The 15,951-nt window shown below is 60.8% G+C and carries 14 protein-coding genes and 1 tRNA gene; 11 read left to right on the forward strand and 4 right to left on the reverse strand.

The window, feature by feature from the left end; genetic code table 11:
* Positions 1-257: 257 nt before the first annotated feature.
* From ABWU19_RS06405 to ABWU19_RS06425, 5 genes are all read left to right on the forward strand, one after another.
* Complete coding sequence (locus ABWU19_RS06405) at positions 258-593, forward strand: Asp23/Gls24 family envelope stress response protein (protein WP_435900890.1); 336 nt, start codon at positions 258-260, stop codon at positions 591-593.
* Positions 594-739: 146 nt separating this feature from the next.
* Positions 740-1,198: a transcription antitermination factor NusB gene (gene nusB, locus ABWU19_RS06410; protein ID WP_435900891.1), complete on the forward strand. Its 459-nt coding sequence runs from the start codon at positions 740-742 to the stop codon at positions 1,196-1,198.
* Between the two features lie 36 nt (positions 1,199-1,234).
* On the forward strand, positions 1,235-2,095 hold the full coding sequence (gene folD, locus ABWU19_RS06415) for a bifunctional methylenetetrahydrofolate dehydrogenase/methenyltetrahydrofolate cyclohydrolase FolD (RefSeq protein ID WP_435900892.1): 861 nt from the start codon (positions 1,235-1,237) through the stop codon (positions 2,093-2,095).
* A 57-nt stretch (positions 2,096-2,152) separates the two neighbouring features.
* A complete protein-coding gene (locus ABWU19_RS06420; RefSeq protein WP_435900893.1) occupies positions 2,153-2,602 on the forward strand; it encodes a divergent PAP2 family protein in 450 nt (149 codons plus the stop codon).
* A 78-nt stretch (positions 2,603-2,680) separates the two neighbouring features.
* Complete coding sequence (locus ABWU19_RS06425) at positions 2,681-3,148, forward strand: CAP domain-containing protein (RefSeq protein ID WP_435900894.1); 468 nt, start codon at positions 2,681-2,683, stop codon at positions 3,146-3,148.
* Here the strand turns inward: ABWU19_RS06425 and ABWU19_RS06430 are convergent.
* Positions 3,145-3,399 carry a hypothetical protein gene (locus ABWU19_RS06430; protein WP_435900895.1) on the reverse strand — a complete coding sequence of 85 codons (255 nt, stop codon included), beginning with the start codon at positions 3,397-3,399 and terminating at the stop codon, positions 3,145-3,147. The two genes, ABWU19_RS06425 and ABWU19_RS06430, sit on opposite strands and share 4 nt — an antisense overlap.
* Before the next feature lie 110 nt (positions 3,400-3,509).
* Between ABWU19_RS06430 and ABWU19_RS06435 the strand changes: the two genes are divergently transcribed.
* Positions 3,510-5,561, forward strand: a complete 2,052-nt coding sequence (locus ABWU19_RS06435; protein ID WP_435900896.1) for a (Fe-S)-binding protein — start codon at positions 3,510-3,512, stop codon at positions 5,559-5,561.
* A gap of 214 nt (positions 5,562-5,775) precedes the next feature.
* Positions 5,776-6,921: an ABC transporter ATP-binding protein gene (locus ABWU19_RS06440; protein WP_435900897.1), complete on the forward strand. Its 1,146-nt coding sequence runs from the start codon at positions 5,776-5,778 to the stop codon at positions 6,919-6,921.
* Between the two features lie 129 nt (positions 6,922-7,050).
* Here ABWU19_RS06440 and ABWU19_RS06445 read toward each other — a convergent pair whose 3' ends face one another.
* Entirely contained in the window at positions 7,051-7,992 is a 942-nt protein-coding gene (locus ABWU19_RS06445) for a carbohydrate kinase family protein (RefSeq protein ID WP_435900898.1), read from the reverse strand.
* A gap of 129 nt (positions 7,993-8,121) precedes the next feature.
* On the opposite strand from ABWU19_RS06445, the gene udk reads away from it, so the two are divergent.
* The 3 genes from udk to csaB are packed head-to-tail and all read left to right on the forward strand — an operon-like array spanning position 8,122 to position 11,564.
* The gene (udk, locus tag ABWU19_RS06450) at positions 8,122-8,781 is read left to right on the forward strand and encodes a uridine kinase (RefSeq protein ID WP_435900899.1); all 660 of its coding nucleotides are present in this window, start codon (positions 8,122-8,124) and stop codon (positions 8,779-8,781) included.
* A 2-nt stretch (positions 8,782-8,783) separates the two neighbouring features.
* Positions 8,784-10,514 (forward strand): DUF5693 family protein, encoded by a 1,731-nt coding sequence (locus ABWU19_RS06455; RefSeq protein WP_435900928.1) that lies wholly within the window; start codon positions 8,784-8,786, stop codon positions 10,512-10,514.
* Positions 10,515-10,565: 51 nt separating this feature from the next.
* Positions 10,566-11,564, forward strand: coding sequence for a polysaccharide pyruvyl transferase CsaB (gene csaB / locus ABWU19_RS06460; RefSeq protein WP_435900929.1), 999 nt, complete (start codon positions 10,566-10,568; stop codon positions 11,562-11,564).
* A 288-nt stretch (positions 11,565-11,852) separates the two neighbouring features.
* Here csaB and ABWU19_RS06465 read toward each other — a convergent pair whose 3' ends face one another.
* Complete coding sequence (locus ABWU19_RS06465) at positions 11,853-13,418, reverse strand: acyl-CoA carboxylase subunit beta (RefSeq protein WP_435900900.1); 1,566 nt, start codon at positions 13,416-13,418, stop codon at positions 11,853-11,855.
* A gap of 223 nt (positions 13,419-13,641) precedes the next feature.
* Between ABWU19_RS06465 and ABWU19_RS06470 the strand changes: the two genes are divergently transcribed.
* A tRNA-Ala gene (locus tag ABWU19_RS06470) sits at positions 13,642-13,717 on the forward strand.
* Positions 13,718-13,797: 80 nt separating this feature from the next.
* Here the strand turns inward: ABWU19_RS06470 and ABWU19_RS06475 are convergent.
* Positions 13,798-15,720: a heavy metal translocating P-type ATPase gene (locus ABWU19_RS06475; RefSeq protein ID WP_435900901.1), complete on the reverse strand. Its 1,923-nt coding sequence runs from the start codon at positions 15,718-15,720 to the stop codon at positions 13,798-13,800.
* Positions 15,721-15,951 lie beyond the last annotated feature (231 nt).

The following is a 15,951-nucleotide window of genomic DNA, read 5'->3' on the forward strand; positions in this document are numbered from 1 at the left end:
CGGGGGGTGGCGGGGTTCGGGTGGATTCCTGAAGAATGACTATCTATCTAAGGTTGGTATCATAGGGGAGGCCCTGCCTGTGCAGGACACAGTAGTAATGTTGATGACGGACTCAGGGGCTATGAAGAGTGCGCTAACCTTTGACAACCCGGATGCGGGCTCATTTCCAGGCAAGCCACACCCGGGGTACTGGCAGCGCCGCACTTTTGATGGGCGGGCCTTTTGTGCTCTTTACCCTTAGCGGGTAAACTACGGGCATGGTGGACTACGACCTTTCCGAATCGGCCCTGGTCAGCCTGGTAACGCTGGCCCTGGAAGGGCAAAAGGGGCTGCGGCTGGCCCAGGCGGGTAACCGGAGTGTGGGCGATGTGCTTTCGGGGCGCCGCTCGCGTCCGGTACGTATCGAGCGTGAGGGCGACACACTGGTGGTGGATTTGAACGTGAGTGTGGACTACGGCAACTCTGTAATTGAGGCGGCCAAGGAAGCCCAGCGCACTGTTGGCGACGTTCTAACAGCCTCTACGGGTCTCAAGGTTAAGGCCGTCAATGTTACGGTGGTGGCCGTTGAATATAAGGAGTCCAATGCAGCTTAGCAAGGCTTTCGGTAAGAACCGCCTCAGGCACAGCGCTCAAATGACCGTGCAGCGGCTGTTGTTTGCCGCTGACAAGGATGGCAAAAATTGCCCCAGGGAAAGGCTGCAGGCTTGCTTTGCTGCTTCTCAAGTGGGTTGGAGGCCAGATGCGGCGTAAGGCGCGTGAACTGGCCTTCAAGGTGCTTTTTGAGCACGCAGTGGGTGGGGTTCCGCTCGAGGCGGCCTGGCAGCACGCCACCCAGGAGGTAGAACCCGAGGAGTCCGACCAGGACGCCGACGTGCTCGACGGTGAGGGGCTTGCTTTTGCCCATCGCCTGGTGCAGGGCTATCGGGCCCAACAACAAACCGTGGACGAGGTGCTGGCAGGTACCATCGAGGGCTGGAGCTTTGGCCAGATGGCCAAGACCGACCTGGCGGTCTTGCGGCTGGCTGCCTATGAGATGCTCTTTGAGCCCACGCCTTACGCCCCTCTTATCGAAGTAGCGGTCAAGATTGCCAAGCGCTACGGCGGTGAAGACTCCGGGCGCTTTGTAAACGGAGTACTGGCCCGGTTGCTCAAACGCATCGAAGCGGGCGAGTTGTCGGCAGTAACCAAGAACGAGTAAATCACCGTTCGCGCCAAACAATCCAAGAGGTGGCCCATGCTTGAATTATCCGGCCCTCCAGTTGCTGAGGCTGTTTATCAGGAGTTGCAAGACCTGCTTTCTAAGTTGCCGTATGTGCCCCACCTGCGGGTGGTGCGGCTGGGGGAAGACCCGGCCTCGGTTGCCTATGTGCGGCTAAAAGACCGACAGGCCAAAAAACTGGGTCTGTCCAGCCAGGTGGATGTGTTTCCCGAAAGCACATCCCAGCAAGAACTCCTGGCCCACATCGCCCAGCTTAACGCTGACCCCGAGGTGGATGGCATCCTGGTGCAGTCGCCCGTGCCCAAACAGGTAGACTTCAACACCGTGCTGGAAACCATCAACCCCCTGAAGGACGTGGACGGCCTGACCCCGGTCAACGCCGGGCGAATGTGGATGGGCCTGGAAGCCCTGGAATCCTGCACACCCGCCGGGGTCATGCGTATCCTGAAGCACTACCAGATTCCCCTGGCGGGCAAGGAAGTGGTGATTGTGGGGCGCAGCAACCTGGTGGGCAAGCCCCTGGCCGCCATGATGCTGCGGGAAAATGCGACCGTGACCCTGGCCCACTCGCGCACCCACGACCTGGCCGGTGTGTGTCGCCGGGCCGAGGTGCTGGTGGCTGCGGTGGGAAAAGCGGGCCTCATTACGCCCGAGATGGTACGGCCTGGGGCAGTGGTGGTGGATGTGGGCATCAATCGGGTGGGCCAGAACGCGAAGGGCCGCGACATCCTGGTGGGGGACGTGGCCCCCGAGGTGGCTACGGTGGCCTCGGCCATGACCCCGGTTCCTGGAGGGGTGGGGCCCATGACGGTGGCCATGCTTTTGCACAATACGGTAGTGGCGGCCATGCGGCGGCGGGCAAGGCATGCCCACTGACCGTAGCGGCCATCCCGCAAGCGCCAAGGGGGTAGAATCTAGCAGGTAGCTCTGACTATGGGTGATTTGCTCTCCAACCAGGTGCTCTGGACAGCCATTCTGGCCAGTGTTTTTGCGCAGCTTCTCAAGCTTTTTATCTACTATCTGGTAGAGCGCCGCTGGGAGTGGGAGCGCCTGGCCGAGACCGGGGGCATGCCTTCTTCCCACTCGGCTACGGTGGCTGCTCTGGCTACCGGGGTGGGCATTACCGAGGGGCTGGGAAGCGCCTTTTTTGCTATTGCGGTGGTGCTGGCCATCATCGTGATGTACGACGCCACCGGCATCCGCCGGGCGGCGGGGCTCCACGCCGAACGCCTGAACGACCTGTTTGAGGAGTTTCGCGCAGTCTTCGAACATGGCCCGCGGCCCGAGCCCCTAAAAGAGCTGCTGGGCCACACCTACCTCGAGGTTGCCGTCGGCGCTGTTTTGGGCATTCTTTTTGCGCTGCTTAGTTTTAGCCTACTGTAAACCTCGAGTGGTCTGCCCTGGGGGTGGGGGGGTATGGGCCAGGATGGGTGGCTTGTGGTAGCTTTTGGGTGATCCAATATGAAGCGACTCTGCTGGCTGCTCATCGCTTTGGGTTTTCCCGCCTTTGCGCAGCCTGCCGCCCGGCTGGAGGAGCAAGTTCTCTCGCTTCTGAACGAAGCCCGGGCCAGGGGTGTGGCCTGCCGTGGGGGTGGGGGTGGGTATAGCCTCCCGCCTTTGCGCTACGAGGCAACCCTGGCTCAAGCTGCCAAAAGCCATGCCCTCAATATGGGGCGCTATGGCTTCATGTCGCACTATTTTAGAGGGGTGGGGCCACGGGTGCGGGTCGCCAGGGCTGGCTATGGCTATTTACGCATGTCGGAGATTATCTTCAAGGGTCGCAGCAGCGACCCGGCCCGGGCCGTGCGCTGGTGGCTGCGTTCGCCGGTGCACTGCCGGGCCATCATGAACCCCCACTACACCGAAGCAGGCGCGGGGCTCTCGAGGGTTGGTCATGCCTGGGCGGTGGTGCTGGCCCAGCCGCGCTAGCCTTGCCGTTGCACCAGGCGCATAATGACCAGCATCCCAATGCTCTGAATGAGCGGAAACGACATCAGGGTGAGCGCCCCCGGCCACAGGGCAAAAAGCCCCACCGGAATGATGGTAGCGACCACGCCAATCCACATTAGCTCGGTGCGGTTTCGCTCCCGCAGGAGCCGATAGATGATGTAGTTGTTGAAAGCAGCAAACACCAGCAGCAAGGCCCAGGCCAGCACAAAGGCATTCACGGTGATATTCATCACCCAACATTGTACGATGCGTGAGTCCGGTAGCCTCTGCACTTGATAACTACACGGTGGAGCAATAAACTTATACCTAGTACAATTTTTACTCGCTCGAAGGGAGCCCCATGCTGACTACCCCCGAAAAAATCCTCTTCTTGCTGCTGCTGCTGGCCTCGCTTTATTTTGGCGGAGGGGCGCTTTACCGCGTATACAAAGCCATCCGTCGGGGTCAGCCGGAAGACCGCTTCGATAACCTGCCGGCTCGAGTGGGCCGGGCCCTCTGGCAGACCCTGACCATGCAGACGGTCTTCAAGAAGCGGCCCTGGGTAAGCCTTTTGCACGCTTTTGTGTTCTACGGCTTTGTGTTTTACCTGAGCGTGAACCTGGTGGATGTGCTCGAGGGCTTCTTCCCCTTCAAGGCCCGGGGTGGTTTCTGGAATGGCTACAACCTGGTGGCCGACCTCCTCACTGCCCTGATCCTGCTCGGCATTATCGGCCTCCTCGTGCGGCGTTACTCCGGGGTGGGGCGCAAAACTTTTAGCTGGAACGAGAAGACCCTTCTGCACGAGCGGGTGCGCGAGGGAATCCCTACCGATAGCGCCATTGTGGGTGGGTTCATTCTTTTTCATGTGGGCAGCCGCCTGCTGCACAAGGCCGCCCAGGCTGCTAACCTCGATTATGGCCCCGACCCCTACCAGCCTGTTGCAACGCTGGTCTCTAACGTATTTCTGCAAATGGATGTAGACCGCCTGGTGGTCCTGGAGCACCTCTTCTGGTGGTTTGCCCTTGGCTCCATCCTGGTTTTTATTCCCTATTTTGCCCGCTCCAAGCACATTCACCTGTTCCTGGCTCCCCTCAACCTGGCCTTCAAGAAGGAAAAGCCAGGGGCCCTGCTGCCCATCGCCAAAGACTTTGAGGAACTCGAAAAGCTCGAGAAGTTTGGGGTGGCTAAGCTCGAGGACTTTAGCTGGCCCCGCCTGCTGGATGCCTATAGCTGCATTATGTGCAACCGTTGCCAGGAGGTTTGCCCGGCCTACACCACCGGCAAGGCCCTCTCGCCTTCGGCCATCCTGATCAACGAGCGCTACGAACTTAACCAGATTCTGCCCGCTTTTGCCGCAGGCCAGGATAGCCCCCGCCCCTTGCTGGAGTTCGCTCTGAACGAGGAGGCCCTCTGGGCCTGCACCACCTGCAACGCCTGCGTGGAGGTCTGCCCGGTGGGCAATGAGCCCATGCTGCACATCCTGGACGTGCGGCGCGAGCAGGTGATGATGCAGGGTGAGTTTCCATCCCAGCTGAACAACGCCTTCAAGGGCATGGAGCGCAACGGCAACCCCTGGAACCTGGGGGCGGACAAACGGCTGGCCTGGGCCGAAGGGCTACCCTTCCCGGTCAAGACGGTAAGCGAGAACCCCGAGGCCGAGGTGCTCTACTGGGTGGGCTGTGCGCCCGCCTACGACCCCAGGGCCCAGAAGACCGCTCGAGCCTTTGCCGAGATTTTGCACCAGTCTGGCACCAGCTGGGCAGTGCTGGGCAAGCAAGAAAAATGCACCGGGGACGCGGCCCGGCGAGCCGGCAACGAGTTTTTGTTCATGCAGCTGGCAACTGAAAATGTCGAGACGCTGAATGCCGTGATGGAGGCCAGGCCCAAGACCATCGTCACCACCTGCCCGCACTGCTTCCACACCCTGGCCAACGAGTACAAGGACTTTGGCGGCCACTATACCGTCAAGCACCACACCGACTATATCGCCGAGCTGATTGATGCCAAGAAGCTCGAGCTCCTCCCCATGAACGGGGCGGTCACCTACCACGACCCCTGCTACCTGGGCCGACACAACGGCGTACTGCAAGAACCCCGCCAGGTTCTAAAGGCTACCGGGCTGGCGCTACAGGAACCCCCACGTCACGGCAAGGATAGCTTCTGCTGTGGAGCCGGTGGGGCGCAGTTCTGGAAAGAAGAGGAGCCCGGAAACGAACGGGTTTCCACCCACCGCTACCGCGAGCTAAAGGCCACCGGGGCCGAGACCATTGCGGTGGGCTGCCCCTTTTGTATGCAGATGATGAACCTCGAGACCGCCCAGGAGCCCGAAGGCCAGGCCCCTCGGGTGCTGGACATCTCCGAGCTGGTGGTAGAGCGCCTGAAGAGCAAGCAAACCGGCCCGGCCACCGATTAGCCAGCGCTTTTCCTGTGAATCTGCTCTGGCCCGGTGTTTGGGCCAGAGGAGGTCTGTAAGAACCGATAGGTATTGAAGTCGTGGTTGCAAACTGGGTAGACTGGCTTTGTACCTGATGAATCCCCGATGGGCTCGCCCTGGCGAGGTCTCACAGCGTGGGCGCCGGTACAGGCCGAGACTGCACAGTGGCTCGGCGCAAAACAGGAGGCCGATAATGGCTAAGATTCGACTGGAACATATCTACAAGAGGTATGGCAATAAAGTGACGGCGGTCAAGGACTTCAACCTCGAGACCGAAGACGGGGAGTTTGTGGTGTTTGTAGGCCCCTCGGGCTGCGGCAAGACCACCACCCTGCGCATGATTGCCGGTCTGGAGGACATCACCGAGGGTAAGCTCTACATCGGCGAGCGCTTGGTAAACGATGTGCCGCCCAAAGACCGCGACATCGCCATGGTTTTCCAGAACTACGCCCTCTACCCCCACATGAACGTCTACGAGAACATGGCCTTTGGCCTGCGGCTGCGCCGGGTTCCCAAGGACGAGATCGACCGTCGGGTCAAGGAAGCTGCCCGCATCATCAAAATTGACCACCTCCTGCACCGCAAGCCCCGCGAGCTCTCGGGTGGGCAGCGCCAGCGGGTGGCCATGGGCCGGGCCATCGTGCGGGAACCCAAGGTGTTCTTGTTCGACGAGCCGCTTTCCAACCTTGATGCCAAGCTGCGCGTGGAGATGCGGGCGGAAATTTCCAAGCTCCAGCGCCGCCTGGGTGTGACCACCGTCTACGTGACCCACGACCAGGTTGAGGCCATGACCCTGGGCCAGCGGATTGTGGTCATGAAGGACGGCGAGATGCTGCAGGTAGACACCCCCCTCAACCTCTACGACTTCCCCGAGACCAAGTTTGTGGCAGGCTTCATCGGCTCCCCCTCCATGAACTTCATCCGCTCGAGGGTGCAGGTAGAGGGCGGCAGTGCTTACTTTGTGGGGGAAGGCTTCAAGATAAAGGCCAACGAGACCCTGGGTGCCAGCCTGCTGCCTTACAACGGCAAGGAAGTCTGGATGGGCGTCCGCCCCGAACACCTTGGTCTCAAGGGCTGGACCCCTATCCCAGAAGGGGAGAATGTCATCAAAGGGAAGGTCGAGGTGGTGGAGCCACTGGGCGCCGACACCGAAGTGCACGTTGATGTGGCGGGCAACATGCTGACCGCCAAGGTAGATGGTCACACCATGGTGCTGCCCAGCGATACAGTCGAACTGCTGGTGGACACCAGCAAGCTTCACGCCTTCGAGGTGGACGGCCACGAAAAGGCCATTGGTCACGCTACGGTCAAGGACAGCCGTTCGGTGGCTCGAGTCTAGAGCGCTGTTCATAGCCCTTGAGCCCACCACCAACACTACTATTGCGTCCTGCGCAGCACAGTGGCCTCCCGGATGGGAGGCCACGCCTTTGAAGAGTGCGATAGAAACCCGCTCCAGGCCGAATGGGGTTCATCCATACCGCTCCCACCAGGCATGCAGGGGCTCCTCGGGTGGGCTGGCCCCCTTCACCGTGCAGGTAATGGCAGCCAGGTGACAGGAGGAAGCCAGTACAACCGGGAGCTGGGTGCCATCCCAGGTAAGCAAATCCATTCTCGAGCCGATGTCTTGCTTCAACATTCCGTAAATGAGGCCAGCCATAAAGGCATCGCCCGCACCCCGGGTATCGGCTACCGTTACCCGGATGGATGGAACCCGCATCATTCGGGTGCGGAAGGCCGCCATAGCCCCGTTAGCCCCCAGGGTTAAGACCGTGACCGGCGCGCCGAGTTCGACGAGCTGCTCGAGCAGGAACTGTGGGTCGTTAGGGGCTTGAGGGTACATATGCCTGACGTCGTTCAGGCTGGCCTTTAGCACCGAAACATAAGGCATGTAGCGTAAAAGCTGCTCCCGGTAAGCAGCGCTGGGGATTGTGTGCAGCTTGGGGTCGAGGCTTACCGGCACATCGTACTCGAGGGCAATCTCCAGCAGACCCTCGATTCCGGCGATGTTGCGAGGATCGAAAGCGGAAAAGGAGCCAAAGTGAAACCACCTGGCGCGGGCCATCGCTGCGCTATCCGGGTTGAAGCGGGTATTGCCAAAAGCGTGGTAGAAGCTAAAGCGGATGTTGCCTGCGGCGTCTAGCTCGGCAAGGCGCAAAGGGGTGGCCATATCTGGAAGCTGCCGAATAAAGCGGGTTTCGATTTTTTGCTCGGCCATGCGGGCCAGGGCCCAGTCGCCCAAAAAATCCTGCCCGACCTCGCCCACAAAGCGCGTCGGCACACCAAGGCGGGCCAAAATCGAGGCGGTATTCAGGGCCGACCCGCCCAGCGCTCCCTGGTAGGACAGGGCAGACCGTGCATTGGCATTGCCGCCGATCAGGTCAATCAGAATTTCACCGCTTAGAACCACCATGCTTGCCGTATACTCTAACAAATCCTCTGGCTAGCAAAAGTTTTTTGCAGCCCTGCCGCACCCGGCAGGCATTTGGGGGCAGAATTTGGCACAGCCAGCAAAGCCTACCCAGGCCAGGCCGCGCAGCGTATGATTGGCTTTGTGAGTCGGGCTTTTGTGATTGGAATTGCCGGAGGAACCGGTAGCGGCAAGACCACCGTAACCGAGGCGGTGATGGGCGCGGTAGGGCCAGAGCAGGTGGCCCTGCTGCCGATGGACAACTACGACAAAGACAACGCCCACCTGCCTTTTGAAGAGCGCCTCAAGCTGAGCTACGACCATCCCGATGCGTTCGACCTCGAGCTTTACCTTGCGCACATCCGGCAGTTGGCGGCGGGCCAGCCGGTCGCGATTCCGGTGTACTCCTTCAAGGAATACACCCGTTCCCCTGAGACCATTCTGGTAAAGCCCGCCCCGGTGGTGGTGCTCGAGGGCATCATGCTGCTGGTGGACGCCACCCTCCGGGCCCAGATGAACCTTAAGGTTTTTGTGGATACCGACGCCGATGTGCGCTTTATCCGGCGTTTGCAGCGCGATATCGTCGAGCGCGGGCGCACGGTCGAGAGCGTGATCCAGCAATACCTGGAGCAGGTGCGCCCCATGCACCTGTCCTTTGTGGAGCCCTCCAAACGTTATGCGGACGTGATTATTCCCCACGGGGGCCACAACGAAGAGGCCCTGGCCATGCTGAGCGCGCGGGTGCGCAGCCTGGTGCAGGACAACAAGGTGGGGCAAGGGGGGTGGTCGTGAACCTGCGGGGCCTATTGCGTATAGCAGTGCTGCTCTCGGCGCTGCTGAGCCTGCCCGCACTGTTCCCCCGGATGCAGGTCGAGCGTCCGGGGCCGGTGGTGCTCATTATGGACGGTGAGGAAGCGATAGAGCAGGCCCGCTTCACCGGCAAAACCTTCTTGCAGCTCATGCAGGAGTACCGGGCTTTGGGGGTGCAGGGGGTTGCGCTGTATGAGCAATCGGTGCGCAATTGGGTAAATCGGGGCCTCCTGACCTTTCACCCTGCCAACACCCTGCAACTGGTTTACCCCAACGCCCAGATCAAGCCGGGGTGGTTTTACCTGACCGGCCCGGCAGACCTGCTGGATGCCATGGTGGCCCGCTGGAACATTCCCACCGAGCGGGTTTTGATTGGAACCCAGAGCTGGCTGGCCACCCCGGTTAACGTAGACTTTTTTCCTGCCGGCTACGACCTGGCCCTGGCCCGTGAGCTAAAGGCCCAGGGCTTTTACATCGTGGCCCGACCCTTCGACCACCCCTACCGCAAGTACGACGTGGAGCTGGTTCCTTCCGAGACCGACGCGGTGGCATTTGCTGGGCTGGACGTACTGGGGTATAAGGACAACCTCGAGGTTGTGGCCGCAGGTCTGCAAGGCAAGCCCGTGGCCTGGATCGAGGGTACCCCTCAGCGGGGCTTTGCCCAGCTCGCCAAGGCCCTGCCGGTCAAGCGGCTCTTTAGCATCCGCCCGGAGTGGCAGGACAAACTCTCGCCCGCCGAGACCGCCGACAAGTTTGTGCTGGCGGCCCGCGAGCGGGGACACCAGTTGCTCTACCTGCGGCCCTACAAGCAGTCAGGGGATACCCAGCAATTCCTAACCATTTTGAAGCGCGACCTGGAACGTTCGCGCATCCCCATTGGTACGCCCACTGTCCGCGACTTTAACCCTTCACCGTTGCGCTTTGTGGCCTTGGTGGGGGTTCTGGCCGGGCTGGCCCTGCTGGTTGTGGGCCTGCCCCAGCCCCTTGGCATGCCGGCTGTGGTGCTGCTGGTTCTGCTGGCTTTGGGGGTAGCCCGCGGCGATGCAGCGCCCTTGTTGGCCGCAATGGTTTTTCCCGCCCTGGGCTTCCTCGAGCGCCACCTGCAGGGGCTGCGCTTGTGGCTGGCGGCGGTGCTTTATTCGCTGGCGGGGGTGGTCTTTCTGGCCGCCCTGGGCAGCACCCCCCAGAGCGTGCTGGGGCTGGATCCTTTTCGGGGGGTCTCGCTGACCCTGGTGGTGCCGCCGTTGCTGGTTGCACTCTCCTTTCTGCCCACCGCCTACAAGCCTGCCCTGAATTTCCTGTATAACCACCCGTTTAAGCTGGGCGAAGTGGCCATCGCGCTGGTGGGGCTGGCGGTGGTGGCCCTGGCCGTTTTGCGGCGCGGCAACGATGCGGCCCCCTCCATCGTGCCGGAGTGGGAGTTGCAGCTCCGGGCCTTTTTGCAAGACGTCATGGTGCGCCCCCGCTTCAAGGAGATTTTCGCCCACGCCCTGGCCCCTATGGCCTTGCTCTTGCCCTGGCCCTCCTGGATCAGAAATACGCTGCTGGTGCTGGTGGCGGTGGGTATGGGTTCAATACTGAACACCTTTGCACACTACCATACCCCCCTCAGCATCTCCTTTTTTCGGGTGCTGAATGGAATTTTGATCGGCATCGGGCTGGGCTTGGTGGGGGTCTGGGCTTTCCGCCGCTTGCGCGAATGGTGGCTCAGGTAGAAACATCTAATGCCCAGCCGTGCCAAGATGGAAGAAACCTGGAGGGTTCGTATGCGCGTGGGGGTCAGCGGGTACTATGGCTTTCAAAATGCGGGTGATGAGGCCATTCTCGAGGCCATCGTACAGGAGATCAAGGCCCGGGGGCATCAAGCTGTGGTATTTTCCAACAACCCCAGCGAAACCGCCCAGCGCTACGGGGTTGAGGCGGTTCGTCGCACCCGGCCTTTAGAAGTATGGAAGGCGCTGGGTGGCGTGGATCTGCTTTTGTCTGGCGGGGGTGGCTTGTTGCAGGATAAAACCTCTCGCCTGAGCCTGTGGTATTACCTGACCATCATCGGACTGGCCCGGCGGCGGGGTAAACCGGTGTATGTGTTCAACCAGTCGCTGGGGCCTTTGAGCAGGCGAGGAGAACAGCAGGTTCGGCGGGCCTTGCGAGGGGTGTCCTGTTATTTCCGCGACGAGGGCTCGCTCGAGTACGGGCGCAGCCTGGGGCTGGAGGTACACCTGGGCGCCGACCCGGCTTTGCTCCTGCCCCCACCGCCAGTGGAACGTGAGCCCAGCATGGTGGTGCTGGTTCCCAAGTACGGCACCGAAGAGGCCAATGCCAACCTGCACAAACTGGCCGACCGGCTGCGGGTAGAGGGCCTCGAGGTGGTGGTGCTGGCCCTGCAACCGGGCTTCGATGAGCCGGTGCTGGAAAAGTTTAGTAGCTTCACCCGCGAACTGGCCTGGGATCCGCGCCGGGTAAGCTACCTGCTGGCCCAGGCGGGTTATGTGGTTTCGGTGCGCCTGCACGGGGCCATTCTGGCTGCGGCGGCGGGAACCCCCTTTGCGGGCATTGCTTACGACCCCAAGGTGGCCGGTTTTTGTCGCGATGCCGGGGCAGTCTATCTGGACATGCCCGGCGACCCTGATCTGCTGGCCTCGGCGGTGCTGACCCAGCGCCAGCCCAACTGGAAAGCGGTAGAGGCCATGAAGGCCCGTGCCCGCACCAGCTTTGACCAGGTGTTGTCCAGCAGCCGCCAGGGTAGGGTGAAGAGCTCGAGGTAATACCGGTACCGACCAGGCCGAAGGCCCAGAACGCTTCCTGGCGGCAAATACAAGCCAAAAACCCTTTTTGGCTTCTTTCGGAAACTGCAAGATCGTTTCCCAAACTGCCCTTGCCCTGCCCTATACCTAAAAACCGGGCTGGCTACACACAAACACATCGCCTTGCCCCCAGGTGCCCCGCAAATTATCGCACTCTTCACAGACGTGGCCTGCCATCTGGGAGGCCACTGTGCTGTGCAGGACAAAGCAACCAAAGTTGTGAGCAACTCAATATTTGTGAAGAGCGCTCTACAGCGGGATATTCCCGTGCTTCTTGTAGGGCCGCTCCTCTTGCTTGCTGGAGAGCATCTCGAGGTGCCGTACCAGAAGCCACCGGGTATCGGCGGGGTCAATGACATCGTCGATGTAGCCCCGGCCTGCCGCCACATAGGGGTTGTCGAAGGCTTTTTTGTATTCAGCAATTTTGGCCTGGCGGGTGGCGGTGGGGTCGAGGGAGGTCTGGATTTCTTTGCGGTAGATGATGTTGGCGGCCCCCTCGGCACCCATCACCGCTACCGCCGAGGTGGGCCAGGCCAGCACCACGTCGGCTCCCATATCGCGGGAGTTCATGGCCAGGTAAGCGCCGCCATAGCTCTTGCGGGTAATCAGGGTAATTTTGGGAACGGTGGCCTCGGCATAGGCATAAAGCATCTTGGCCCCGTGGCGGATGATGCCCTGGTGTTCCTGGGCTACCCCCGGCAAAAAGCCGGTTACGTCCACCAGGGTCAGGATGGGAATGTTGAAGCTGTCGCAGGTGCGAATAAAGCGGGCGGCTTTGTCCGAGGCGTTGATGTCCAGGGCTCCGGCCATAAAGCGAGGATTGTTGGCTACAATCCCCACACTCTGGCCACCCAGATGGGCAAACCCCACAATGATGTTTTTGGCGAAATTGGGGTGTAGCTCTAAAAACACCCCTTCGTCCACGATGGTCTCGATAATCTGGTGCATGTTGTAAGGGCGGCGGGGGTCAGGATGCACCAGCTCGAGCAGTTCAGGGGTTTTGCGGTTTTTGGGATCGCTGCTTTGTCGTAGAGGGGGCTTTTCTTTGGCATTTTGCGGCAGGTAGACCAGAAGTTTTTTGATGGTGTCCAGCACGGCCTGATCCCCCTCACACTCGAGGTGGGCCACCCCCGATTTGCTGGTGTGAACTTCCGAACCGCCCAGCTGCTCGAAGGTAACTTCCTCGCGGGTCACACTCTTGATCACTTCCGGCCCGGTGATGAACATGTAGCTACTGCCCTTGCTCATCAGCACAAAGTCGGTGATGGCCGGGCTGTACACGGCCCCACCTGCACAGGGCCCCAGTATGGCCGAGATCTGCGGTACCACGCCCGAGTAAATGGCGTTGCGGTAAAACACCTCGCCATAACCCGACAGGCTGTCCACGCCTTCCTGGATGCGCGCCCCCGCCGAGTCGTTGAGGCCGATGATGGGGGCACCTACCCTGGCGGCCATATCCATCACGCGGGCAATTTTCTGCCCGTGTGTTTTCCCAAGGCTCCCGCCGAGTACGGTAAAATCCTGACTGAAGATAAAAACCGTGCGGCCCCCAATTTGGCCGTAGCCAGTAACCACCCCATCGGCTGGGGCCTGTACCCCGCGCATCAGCTCGCTTTCGGGGTGTTCGGCGAAGGGCAATAGCTCTACAAAAGTGTCGGGGTCAAGCAGGTACTCGATGCGCTCACGGGCGGTCATTTTGCCTGCCTCGTGTTGCTTTTTGATTCGTTCTGGCCCTCCACCAGCGGTGATGCGTTTGCGCCTTTCTTCCATCTCGGCCAAAAGTTCTTCCATCCAGGCCCGCGTGTTATCTGCCATAGCGCTTGTATCTTACCAATGTGGAATGCCATTCGTGCGGCGTTTTTTATGACAACCCAGTGCTTTGTACCCGCCCTGCACCGGGTAGGGTGCGGAATTCAAGCCTGCAGAGGCTTTGGGCCACGGCTTCGAAAATGCCGTGCTGACGCCAAAGCCAGGCCCGCGTTACTTACAAGGCTTGACTAGATTGCACTGGCCCCCTATACTTTCCATTGCTGTTTGCGGGGCTGTGGCGCAGTTGGGAGCGCGTCTGAATGGCATTCAGAAGGTCAGGGGTTCGAATCCCCTCAGCTCCACCAAAGAAAACCAGTCGAAACCCGTGGAAGTAACCCACGGGTTTTGCTCTTTCGGGTGCGCCTGCTTTTTTCTGAGAACTGCCCTAGCTCCCTACACGGTGGGCCAGCAAGCGCAAACCAACCAGCACCACGAAAACCGTGCCCCCTTCGTGAGCCACCACCCCCATTGGCAGGGGCACCTTGCCAGCCAGGGCAAAGACCCCCACCACAACAATTACGCTAAGGGCAAAGCTCAGGTTGAAATAGACGGTACGGGCGGTGGCACGGGCTAGTTGCTGGGCCCCCACCAGGCGGTTCAGGTCGTTTTTCATCAGCACCAGGTCGGCGCTCTCGAGCGAGACGTCGGAGCCTGCGGCCATCGAGACCCCCACGTCGGCGGCGTTTAGCGCGGGGGCATCGTTGAGGCCGTCGCCCACCATCACCACCGTGCCTTCCTGGCGCAGTTGTTTAATGCGCTCGAGCTTGTCCTCGGGCAAGAGCTCGGCATAAACCTCCTGGATGCCTACCTGCGCGGCGATGTGCTCGGCTACGGCTTTGCGGTCGCCGGTGAGCATGATGACCCGTGCGCCCTGCCGTTTTAGCCTGGCAATGGCCTGGGCAGCCTCCGGGCGGGGGGTATCGGCCACGCCCAGCAAGGCCATGGGGTGGTGATCGATTCCCAGCACGGCGGTGGTCAGGCCTCTACTCTCAATAGCCCGCAACTGGCGTTCGACCTGGGGCTTCAGGGCTACGCCCAGGCTTTCCAGCAGCCGCCGGTTGCCCACCCAGACCTGCGTACCATCGGCCAGGGTCCCCACCACCCCATGGCCTCGTACGGCCCGTATCTCGCCGACCTCTGGGGTGGGGCCATCCCAGCTCTGGGCAATGGCCTGGGCGATGGGATGCTCACTGTAGCGCTCGATTCCGGCGGCCAGGGCCTTGGCTTCGGCCTCGGAGCCTTGCAGCACCTCTACCTGTACCAGTTTCATGCGCCCTTCGGTGAGGGTGCCGGTTTTATCAAAAACGAAGATGCTGGCCTTGGCCAGGGCTTCTAAAGCCGCCCCACTTTTGAATAATGCCCCAGCTCGAGCTCCCGCAGCCATCGCCGATAACACCGCCGCCGGGGTAGCGATGACCACTGCACAGGGGCTGGCCACAACCAAAAAAGTCATGGCGCGGTACCAGGCCTGGGCAGCCTCGAGGTCAAAAACAAAATGTGCTACTACAAAAACCACCGGAGCCGACAGCAACACGGCGATGGTGTAGGGGCCTTCAAAGCGTTCAGCAAAGCGCTCAGTGCGGCTTTTGCTGGCCTGGGCGCTTTCAACCAGCTTAATCAGCTTGGCCAGGGTGCTTTCGCTGGCGGGGCGTTCTACCCGTACCCGCACCGCGCCGTGGCCGTTGAGGGTACCGCTTCTAACGGGGTCGCCAGGTTTTTTGTCCACTGGAACGCTCTCGCCCGTAAGGGCACTCTCGTCCACATCGGTGTAGCCCTCCAGCACAATGCCGTCGGCGGCAAAGCGCTCACCCGGGCGTACCACCAGGATGTCGCCCGGCAATAGGGCATCCAGCGGCTTCCAAAGCTCGCTACCATCTGGCAGCAGCACGTTGGCCCCCTCGGGGTGGAGGGTCATGAGGGCCTCGATGGCCCGTCGCGTGCGGTTCATGGCCCAGCTTTGCAGGGCGTTGGAAAGGCTAAACAAAAAAAGCAGGATGGCCCCATCGCCCGCCTGACCTACCGAGGCGGCCCCCAGCGCAGCTACTACCATCAGCAGATCCACATCTAGCTTGCGCTGCTGAAACAGGCTCCGCATGGCCTTGATGGCCGATGGAACCCCGCCTGCCAAAAAGGCCAGCGCCCACAGGCCGTTTCTTAGCCAGGATATTTCGTAGCCCTCCGCGACAAAACCTCCTACCAGACCCAGCAGGGTAATGCCGGCCAGTAAAAAGCCCCGTTTGACCTCGTGGTTCCAAAGCAAAAGCAAAGGGTTTTGTGTGGGTATGGAGGGCGTGATGGCAGCGCTCATCTGGTTTTCCTTTCTGGCATCTTGGAGCATATTGCAAATAATAATCATTACTAATAAGAGTATCCCATAGCAAATACAAAAGCCGCAACCCCAATTCCAACCAACCTAGTGCGGACTGGCCCTGTTCCGCACGCCAATTGTAGTGCTTCTGGGTAAGGACATTGGACACCTTTGGGCACAGGGCTCGATGGGCCAGGCCCTGCTCGAGGTCAGATAAACCAGACCATCCCG

This window comes from Meiothermus cerbereus, assembly GCF_051297115.1.
GTDB classification, from domain to species: Bacteria; Deinococcota; Deinococci; order Deinococcales; family Thermaceae; genus Meiothermus; species Meiothermus cerbereus_A.

What these genes read in the sequence shown, in the direction of transcription:
- ABWU19_RS06405 (WP_435900890.1), top strand. Translation starts at nt 258, where the DNA reads ATGGTGGACTACGACCTTTCCGAATCGGCCCTGGTCAGCCTGGTAACG.
- nusB (WP_435900891.1), top strand. Translation starts at nt 740, where the DNA reads ATGCGGCGTAAGGCGCGTGAACTGGCCTTCAAGGTGCTTTTTGAGCAC.
- folD (WP_435900892.1), top strand. Translation starts at nt 1,235, where the DNA reads ATGCTTGAATTATCCGGCCCTCCAGTTGCTGAGGCTGTTTATCAGGAG.
- ABWU19_RS06420 (WP_435900893.1), top strand. Translation starts at nt 2,153, where the DNA reads ATGGGTGATTTGCTCTCCAACCAGGTGCTCTGGACAGCCATTCTGGCC.
- ABWU19_RS06425 (WP_435900894.1), top strand. Translation starts at nt 2,681, where the DNA reads ATGAAGCGACTCTGCTGGCTGCTCATCGCTTTGGGTTTTCCCGCCTTT.
- ABWU19_RS06430 (WP_435900895.1), bottom strand. Translation starts at nt 3,399, where the DNA reads ATGAATATCACCGTGAATGCCTTTGTGCTGGCCTGGGCCTTGCTGCTG.
- ABWU19_RS06435 (WP_435900896.1), top strand. Translation starts at nt 3,510, where the DNA reads ATGCTGACTACCCCCGAAAAAATCCTCTTCTTGCTGCTGCTGCTGGCC.
- ABWU19_RS06440 (WP_435900897.1), top strand. Translation starts at nt 5,776, where the DNA reads ATGGCTAAGATTCGACTGGAACATATCTACAAGAGGTATGGCAATAAA.
- ABWU19_RS06445 (WP_435900898.1), bottom strand. Translation starts at nt 7,992, where the DNA reads ATGGTGGTTCTAAGCGGTGAAATTCTGATTGACCTGATCGGCGGCAAT.
- udk (WP_435900899.1), top strand. Translation starts at nt 8,122, where the DNA reads ATGATTGGCTTTGTGAGTCGGGCTTTTGTGATTGGAATTGCCGGAGGA.
- csaB (WP_435900929.1), top strand. Translation starts at nt 10,566, where the DNA reads ATGCGCGTGGGGGTCAGCGGGTACTATGGCTTTCAAAATGCGGGTGAT.
- ABWU19_RS06465 (WP_435900900.1), bottom strand. Translation starts at nt 13,418, where the DNA reads ATGGCAGATAACACGCGGGCCTGGATGGAAGAACTTTTGGCCGAGATG.
- ABWU19_RS06475 (WP_435900901.1), bottom strand. Translation starts at nt 15,720, where the DNA reads ATGAGCGCTGCCATCACGCCCTCCATACCCACACAAAACCCTTTGCTT.